Origin of the sequence: Weissella cibaria, from assembly GCF_004521965.1 — a bacterium.
In the GTDB taxonomy this organism is placed as follows: Bacteria; Bacillota; Bacilli; order Lactobacillales; family Lactobacillaceae; genus Weissella; species Weissella cibaria_A.
In genome coordinates this window covers 1-7264 of the sequence record NZ_SDGK01000027.1, presented here as the reverse complement: position 1 = coordinate 7264, position 7264 = coordinate 1, and the positions used below count along the sequence as shown (strand labels likewise).

General features: G+C 37.2%; 7 protein-coding genes and 1 pseudogene. 6 read left to right on the top strand and 2 right to left on the bottom strand.

Annotation, left to right across the window (positions count from 1 at the left end):
• The 5 genes and pseudogenes from EST42_RS10995 to murB all read left to right on the top strand — a co-directional run.
• Positions 1-108: pseudogene (locus tag EST42_RS10995) on the top strand (UTP--glucose-1-phosphate uridylyltransferase); the annotation flags it as partial.
• A 137-nt stretch (positions 109-245) separates the two neighbouring features.
• Positions 246-1181, top strand: a complete 936-nt coding sequence (locus tag EST42_RS04190; protein WP_167711091.1) for a glycosyltransferase family 2 protein — start codon at positions 246-248, stop codon at positions 1179-1181.
• 26 nt (positions 1182-1207) lie between these two features.
• Positions 1208-2317: a polysaccharide pyruvyl transferase family protein gene (locus tag EST42_RS04185; protein WP_134644345.1), complete on the top strand. Its 1110-nt coding sequence runs from the start codon at positions 1208-1210 to the stop codon at positions 2315-2317.
• Positions 2318-2322: 5 nt separating this feature from the next.
• Positions 2323-3816, top strand: a complete 1494-nt coding sequence (locus tag EST42_RS04180) for a lipopolysaccharide biosynthesis protein (protein WP_134644344.1) — start codon at positions 2323-2325, stop codon at positions 3814-3816.
• Between the two features lie 10 nt (positions 3817-3826).
• A complete protein-coding gene (murB, locus tag EST42_RS04175) occupies positions 3827-4777 on the top strand; it encodes a UDP-N-acetylmuramate dehydrogenase (RefSeq protein ID WP_134644343.1) in 951 nt (316 codons plus the stop codon).
• A 296-nt stretch (positions 4778-5073) separates the two neighbouring features.
• On the opposite strand, the gene EST42_RS04170 is transcribed toward murB, so the two are convergent.
• Complete coding sequence (locus tag EST42_RS04170) at positions 5074-5970, bottom strand: LCP family glycopolymer transferase (protein ID WP_134644347.1); 897 nt, start codon at positions 5968-5970, stop codon at positions 5074-5076.
• 103 nt (positions 5971-6073) lie between these two features.
• Here EST42_RS04170 and EST42_RS04165 point away from each other — a divergent pair, with 103 nt between their 5' ends.
• Entirely contained in the window at positions 6074-6841 is a 768-nt protein-coding gene (locus EST42_RS04165; RefSeq protein ID WP_134644342.1) for a tyrosine-protein phosphatase, read from the top strand.
• A gap of 85 nt (positions 6842-6926) precedes the next feature.
• Here EST42_RS04165 and EST42_RS04160 read toward each other — a convergent pair.
• A partial coding sequence (locus EST42_RS04160) for a transposase (RefSeq protein ID WP_167711090.1) occupies positions 6927-7264 on the bottom strand: 338 nt, incomplete at its 5' end.

Here is a 7264-nt window from a genome sequence, read left to right as displayed (position 1 = left end):
TCAAAGATTGGTTTCTTGACGACTAACATTGAATACGGTTTGAACCACCCACAAACTGGTGAAGCCTTGAAGCAATACATCAAGGATTTGGCAAACACATTGAGCTGATGGCCTACTCTTTATAAGAAAATTTTGCTGATTTGTTCAATAACCGTGCTTCATAAGGAAACGTGATTTAGAGACGGCATAAAACGTAGAAACTACGTATGCAGGCGTATTGGGAATGAGAAAGGCTGGACATTCTAGTGAATTCTATTGATGTTTCGGTAATTGTACCTATTTATAATGCTGAACAGTACATATCAGATTTAATGGGTAACCTTCATGAACAAGTGTTTCAAAAAACAGAATTTATATTGGTTAATGATGGGTCAACAGACGGCACCCATGACATTATTTCTGAAAAACTCAGTCAGCTAAATGATGAACGTTTTAGATATTTTGAAAACGAAAACAAAGGCGTTTCGGCCGCAAGAAATTTTGGTATTTGGGTTGCCCGAGGTGAATATGTGATTTTCATTGATGGGGATGATGCCTTTACAAATGATTTGGTAGAAACGTATTATAATGCGATTGTTAAATCGAAAGCTGATATTGAATTTTTTAATATATCGGCCTTTAATCCGGTAGACGGTGTAACAATTTTAAACTACGTTTCAAATTTGAAAAATGGGTTTCATACCTTCCATGAGACTTTGAAAGATGTATTTAAATTTAAAATTCAGGGATACCCATTTACGTATATCTCAAAAAAAGAGTTATGGACTGAGGGTTTTCCAGAACAAGTGAGAATTGCTGAGGATCTATATGCGTTGGTGAAAATTTTAAAGTTAAATCCGAAAAGTGTTGCACATTACAATTCGTCTTCAAAATATGTGTATATGCTGAATGAAAAAAGTGCGTTGAGAAATAACCCTAATGCTGAATTTGAAGGTGTACAAACCACTCGGAAGATTTCCGATTTGTTTAGTAAGGGGACGACTGATAGAGCATGGGCTGATAATTTGACTGTCGGCTTGTATTTCGAGTTTTTACGTCATGCGTTGAAACGAAACGATAGGGCGGAAGTTAAAAGGTATCGTGAATTGATTTTCAAGAATTTCTTTCATACGCGCATGCCAGTTTTATCGAGACTAAAAAGAATTTTTATTTTAGTTACTAGTTTGCTAGCAATTAGGTGAAAACATTTAAAATATGAGGTGTTTAAATGGATCAGAAATATGTCGCAATACACACAATAAACGACGACACCAACTTTGGTAACCGACTACAAAATTTTGCCTTGCAAAAAGTTATAAGTGACCATGGTATTCCTGTGAAGACGCTACAAGATTCGATGGGGCAACAGAGTAAATACTATGGTATGTGGACCGAAATACGGTATTTACCTGGTTTGGTCCATTTGCGCGCACTCAAGAAATCAGTCTCGAATCAGGATAGCTCTTTCCGTAATGAATTATTGAAGCAGAAAAGGCAATCCGTATTTCAAAGCTTCACAAAAAAATACGTGCCGAAATTTGCTAATGGTTTAGTTGATTCGAAAAAATTAAGAAAGGTCGTGATTGGTAGCGACCAAATTTGGAACCCTTACTTTAGAAACAATTTGGTTGAAGATATTAGTATGCCAGACTTGCCGGTTGAAAAAGTTAGTTATGCAGCTAGCATTGGTATTAGTGATATTGATGAAAAATATGACGAAATTTTTAAATTTGGTATCGAAAAATTACAAGCGGTATCAGTTCGTGAAAATTCAGCCAAGAAGTATCTAAATAGCCTTTCAAACAAAAATGTTGAAGTTGTACTAGATCCGACCATGCTACTAGAAAAAAAGATTTGGACGCAGGTAGCGGATTTAAGCACGGTAACAATTAATGACGGATATGTTGTAACTTATTTTTTGGGGACACCTTCTTCAAAACAGCTTGATTATATTTATGAATACGCGACTAAACGTAATTTGAATGTGGTGAACTTGAATGATGTTAATTCTAAGTTATTTTCAAGTATTGGACCGTTAGAGTTTCTAAAGATAATACGAGATTCCGAGACAGTTTTCGCTGATTCGTTTCACGCAGCTGTCTTTTCTATAATATTTGAAAAAAACTTTGAGCTCTTTAACCGACAAGATAATTTAATTGTTCGAGATATGAATACACGAATGAAAACGCTGTTTGATGTATTCAATCTAGAAAGTAGATTACATTCCGAAGAGGTTAACGAGGATCTAGATGTTGTTGATTTTAGAGACATTCGTAATATTCTTGAAAATGAACGAAATCGTTCATTGAATTGGTTGCTATCCGCTCTTGGAGATTAGTAGTGATGAAGCAGATTAAAACAGGAGCGGTTCTGTCATATGTCAATATTATCCTTAAAAATTTAGTCAACATTTTTTACACTCCGTTGTTGATTCATCTTGCGGGGCAAAATAATTTTGGTATATATCAGTTGACAGCTCAAACAATTGCAACCTTGTCAATTCTTTCTATGGGCTTTTCGGGTGCATATATTCATTTTTTCTGGATTGAAAAGAAAAAAGGCGAGGAATTTGTTCGAAGGTTAAATGGTACGTATCTAAAAATGTTTGCCACGATTGCAATTCTATCTATAGTAATTGGTGCGTTGGTAACGATATTTAGTCCACTCTTTTTTGGCAATACTTTCAATTCGTCTGAACTGAAAATTGCAAAAATCATGTTAGGACTTATGTCTTTGAATATGGCCGTTACATTTATTTCAACTATTTTTGATTCGTTTATTTCAGCCAATCAAAGGTTTGTATTTCAACAGTCTAGAATATTAGCAACAACCATTATTCAGCCATTAATTGTTATTCCACTATTGATGATTGGATTTTCTGTTGTAACAGTGGCGATGGTTCAGTTGATAACGTCTATAACGTTATTACTTTTAAATATCCGCTTTGCAATTGTGAAGTTGAATATGGAGTTCGCCTTGAAGGAAAAAATGGGGCCAACGGCTAAACTTATTTTTGCGTTTTCAGGTTTTTTACTTATAAATGATATTGTGGATTTGATTAATAATAATCTACCAGGCGTGATAGTTGGTTCGTTGTTAGGTCCAGCGAGTGTTGCTGTGTATGCAATTGTCGTGCAGATTAGAAACATATTTTTTCAATTATCGTTAGCTTTATCAAACGTGTTTATTCCGAAGATAAACAAGATGTTTTCAGAATCTGCATCAAATGATGAGTTTTCTGATGTAATGGTGAAAGTTGGCCGTGTGCAACTTTTGATTTTGTTATTTGTCTACGGTGGATTTATTGTTGTTGGCAAGTTTTTTATCAAGATGTGGGCGGGGAATGGTTTTCAAGACGCGTATTGGATGCTGGTCATTACATTGTTTCCAGCGTTAGTTCCACTTTCTCAGAATGTGGGAATAGAGATACAACGAGCAAAAAATATGCATAAGTTCCGATCCCTAGCACTCGGGGCTTTGGCACTGGTTAATATTATTATTACTTACTACTCATTGAAAATTTTCGGTCTTACTGGATCTGTATTTGGTTATGTATTTAGTTTGGCAATCGGGAACGGGTTGTTAATTAATTTGTATAATCATTTTGTTGTTGGATTAGATATGGTGAAATTTTGGAAGTCGACTTTCAAATTATTTGTTGGAAGTGCACTTTCTATAGTTTTGGGATTAGCCTTGCAAATATTTATAAAGGTAGACAACGTTTTGTCGTTTAGTCTTGTTGGGATAATGTATGCAGGCATATTTTATTTGATTTGGTACCTTTGGTCCTCAGATGATAATGAAAAAATATTTTTAAAGGAATATATCAAGAAATAAGGTCTAACAAATGGAAAATTATAGTAAATTGATACCGGATGTCGAAGAAGATGTCTGGCTGCGAGAGCGGACTCATACAAAAACGGGTGGTAAAGTTCCGTATATTTTTTATCCACGTAATTTAGATGAACTAAAGAAAGTGGTCACAACTTTAAAATCAGACAATGTGTATTTTGAAGTTCTTGGTGAAATGACCAATATTGCGGTTAGTGAAGATGATCTTGATTTTGTGATTGTTAACATGATGCGCTATGAGAATGAAGCAGAGCCTGTGTGGGATGGAAATCGATTTTTAACAGTGTCTGCCAGTATGAAAATGAAGCAACTTGCAATATGGGCATTTAATTCAAACATCAAAGGATTAGCATGGATGGAAGGAATCCCAGGTACGGTCGGAGCTGGAATATTCATGAATGCAGGGTTCTTGGTTGGTCAAGATATGGAAACGTATTTGGTCAGTGCTGAGTATTTAGATTTGGATGACTTGCAAGTTAAAACTGTTCAAAATCAAGGCTTAGACTTTAGATACCGATATTCCAAATTTCACGATATGAACGCAATTGTTTTGCAAGGTACGTTCATGGTTTATCCATTAAAGCGTGACTGGAAGCTACCACTTCGTAAATATAAGCTCAAAACACAGATGAATGAATATCACGTACGCAGGGCCAAAAATCAACCTCTAGAGCTTCCTTCTGCGGGTACGGTGTTTGTTCCTCCAATGCCGTGGCATGTGGGTGGAATGATGCGAGAACTAAATTTAGTAGGTCATCAAATTGGCGGCGCACAAATATCGCCAAAATCGCCAGGGTTTATCGTTAATGTTGGCGGTATGACAGGGGAAGATTATTTTGATTTAGTAGATTTTATGCAAAATAAAGTATACGAGAATTACAATCTAAGAATAGTTCCTGAGGTGCGACTAATTAAGCGTAATGGGGATCCGAGACGCCAACACTGAGTTTCATGTCCAGCGTAAAATAAAAGGTAATTTTTACAATTAGTTTTTCGTTAAAACGTTAAGCATATCCCGAAATGATATTATTAATTCGGTTTAAATGAAAAGTGTGCCAATTATTGGCATATTTCAATTCCTTTGACCTTAAGCAGCCGGTTTCACAATGTTGAAATCGGCTGCTTTTTTTGTGGAAAGGATTGTTTATATTCACTTGTTTGCATCTATTTAATATAGAACAAAAAAGGTACTGAAAACCATCATAAGTTATGAGTGGTTTTCAGTACCTAATTTTTTGTATATTAGTTTGTGGCATTCAATGCATTTTCAATTTCGTTATGAACGCGTTGGAACTCAGAATCCGAAATAATTTGGTATGAAACGCCATTATCCATTTCACCGGTACCCTTGATTTGATCACGGTTAATGGTTTGTGCAGAATCACGATACTTAGTGGCTAAGTTACGTAATGATGTAAGTGAAATGTTTGAACGAACATTGTCAGATACTGCATTTAGGAAATCATTTGATAGAACGCTAGAAGGATCATCTTTCAGCTTATTAATGACTGATTCAATCACGAGTTGTTGGCGAATTTGGCGACCGTAGTCTCCTTGTGGATCGTCGTAACGCATGCGTGAGAATTGCAATGCTTGTGCACCATCCATGTGGTACGTTTGACCTTCTGTGAATGAATAACCTGCATAGTCAAATGTTAATGGTGACTTTACATCGACACCACCAACGGCGTTAACGAGCTGCTTCAAACCATTCATGTTAACCAGGAGGTAACCATCTAGCTTGATATTAAGTAACTTATCGACCGTGTTTACTGCAGCTTCAGCGTTACCGTATGCGTACGCCGAATTAAGCTTTGCATCGACACCGTCGATTTGAATCTTTGTGTCACGTTCAATCGAAATCATTGTTGTGGTTTTTGAAGTTGGGTTAACAACCATAACCATCATCGTATCGGTACGACCTTTATAATCTCGGCCTAGTGCGCCGGTATCCGTACCTAGAAGGAGGTAAGCTACGGACTTTCCAGATTTTGTTTTTGTGTCTGAAGATTTACTCAATGTGCTGTCCATCGAGTGAATCTTCGAAGTTGTATTGTGTAGCGCCAATGCGGCAACACCACCACCAATCACGATAAGGATAACTGCGATACCCAAAATCCAAAGTAGTACCTTTTTAATCATGGTAAAAACTCCTTAAAATGTATTCAAAACATGAATAATTATATAACAATCCGTGAATATTTAGGGTATAGTCAAAGAAAAAAGGTTTAGGGAGACGGAAATGATCGATATTCACAGTCACTTATTACCCGGTATTGACGATGGGTCAGAGAGCCTTGACGTTTCGTTGCAAATGGCGTGCGATGCGGTTGCGGACGGCGTGACGCACGCACTTATGACGCCACACCACATGAACGGACGTTATGTAAATCATGCATCAGACGTGATTAAGTTAACGGCTGATTTTCAAACTGAATTGAACAATGCGAATATTCCATTGACGGTTTTCCCGTCTCAAGAAGTTCGCATCAATGGTGGCTTGTTATCAGCGTTGGATGACGGGGACATTCTCACAACGGATGAGCAGGGAACCTACATCTTAATTGAATTACCTTCTAATGATGTACCAGCATTTACGATGGATATGTTGTTCCAAATCCAACAACGCGGTTTGGTGCCAATCATTGTGCACCCAGAACGTAACACGCGTCTAATGAAGGAACCACAATTGTTGTATGACATGGTGTCACGTGGGGCATACGCACAATTGACCGCTAGTTCATATGTTGGTACATTTGGTAAAGCGGTGACGGCCTTTAGTGAAGACATTATTGCTAATGGGTTGGCGCACTTGTTTGCATCAGATGCACACCATATTCCAGGCCGTAAATATGAAATGACAGCTGCGTTCGATAAACTAAAAGCAACATATGGTTCTGACCTAGCAAAGCAATTTGATGATAATGCTAAGGCTCTGGTTAACGGTGAACGATTGTCTCGTCGGCACCAAACGCCCATTAAGAAAAAGCGCTTCTTTTCAGCGTATTAAAAAAATTCTCTTCCAAACAGAGTGAAAGACGGTTCAAAGTCAAATGGTACTGATGACCGGTAAAATTTAATATTTTGAACCTTGCTTAGGCAGCTGACTTGACATTGTTGAGATCAGCTGCCTTTTGCTTATAGTTCATTGAGTAGAAGCTATTCTTGAATGAGATGAGAATACGTAGACGGAATTTTTTGAAACTACGGAACCCGTATGCCGTGCGCTCAATGGCTTTGATTTTATTGTTTGAACCTTCGATCACTTCTTTATCAGTTAAATAGGCATGCTTAAAATTGACTCGACTTTTTCGGGTCGTGTAATCGAGTGCGGTTCCGTGCTTCATAAGTAGTTTCCAGAACCGTTTTAGTTGGCGATACTCTTTGCTATCTGATCCGAATTGCTTCATAACGCTGATTCGAACCTTATTGA

Coding starts and splice junctions, on each gene's coding strand:
- EST42_RS04185 (WP_134644345.1), top strand. CDS start 1,208: ATGGATCAGAAATATGTCGCAATACACACAATAAACGACGACACCAAC.
- murB (WP_134644343.1), top strand. CDS start 3,827: ATGGAAAATTATAGTAAATTGATACCGGATGTCGAAGAAGATGTCTGG.
- EST42_RS04165 (WP_134644342.1), top strand. CDS start 6,074: ATGATCGATATTCACAGTCACTTATTACCCGGTATTGACGATGGGTCA.
- EST42_RS04180 (WP_134644344.1), top strand. CDS start 2,323: ATGAAGCAGATTAAAACAGGAGCGGTTCTGTCATATGTCAATATTATC.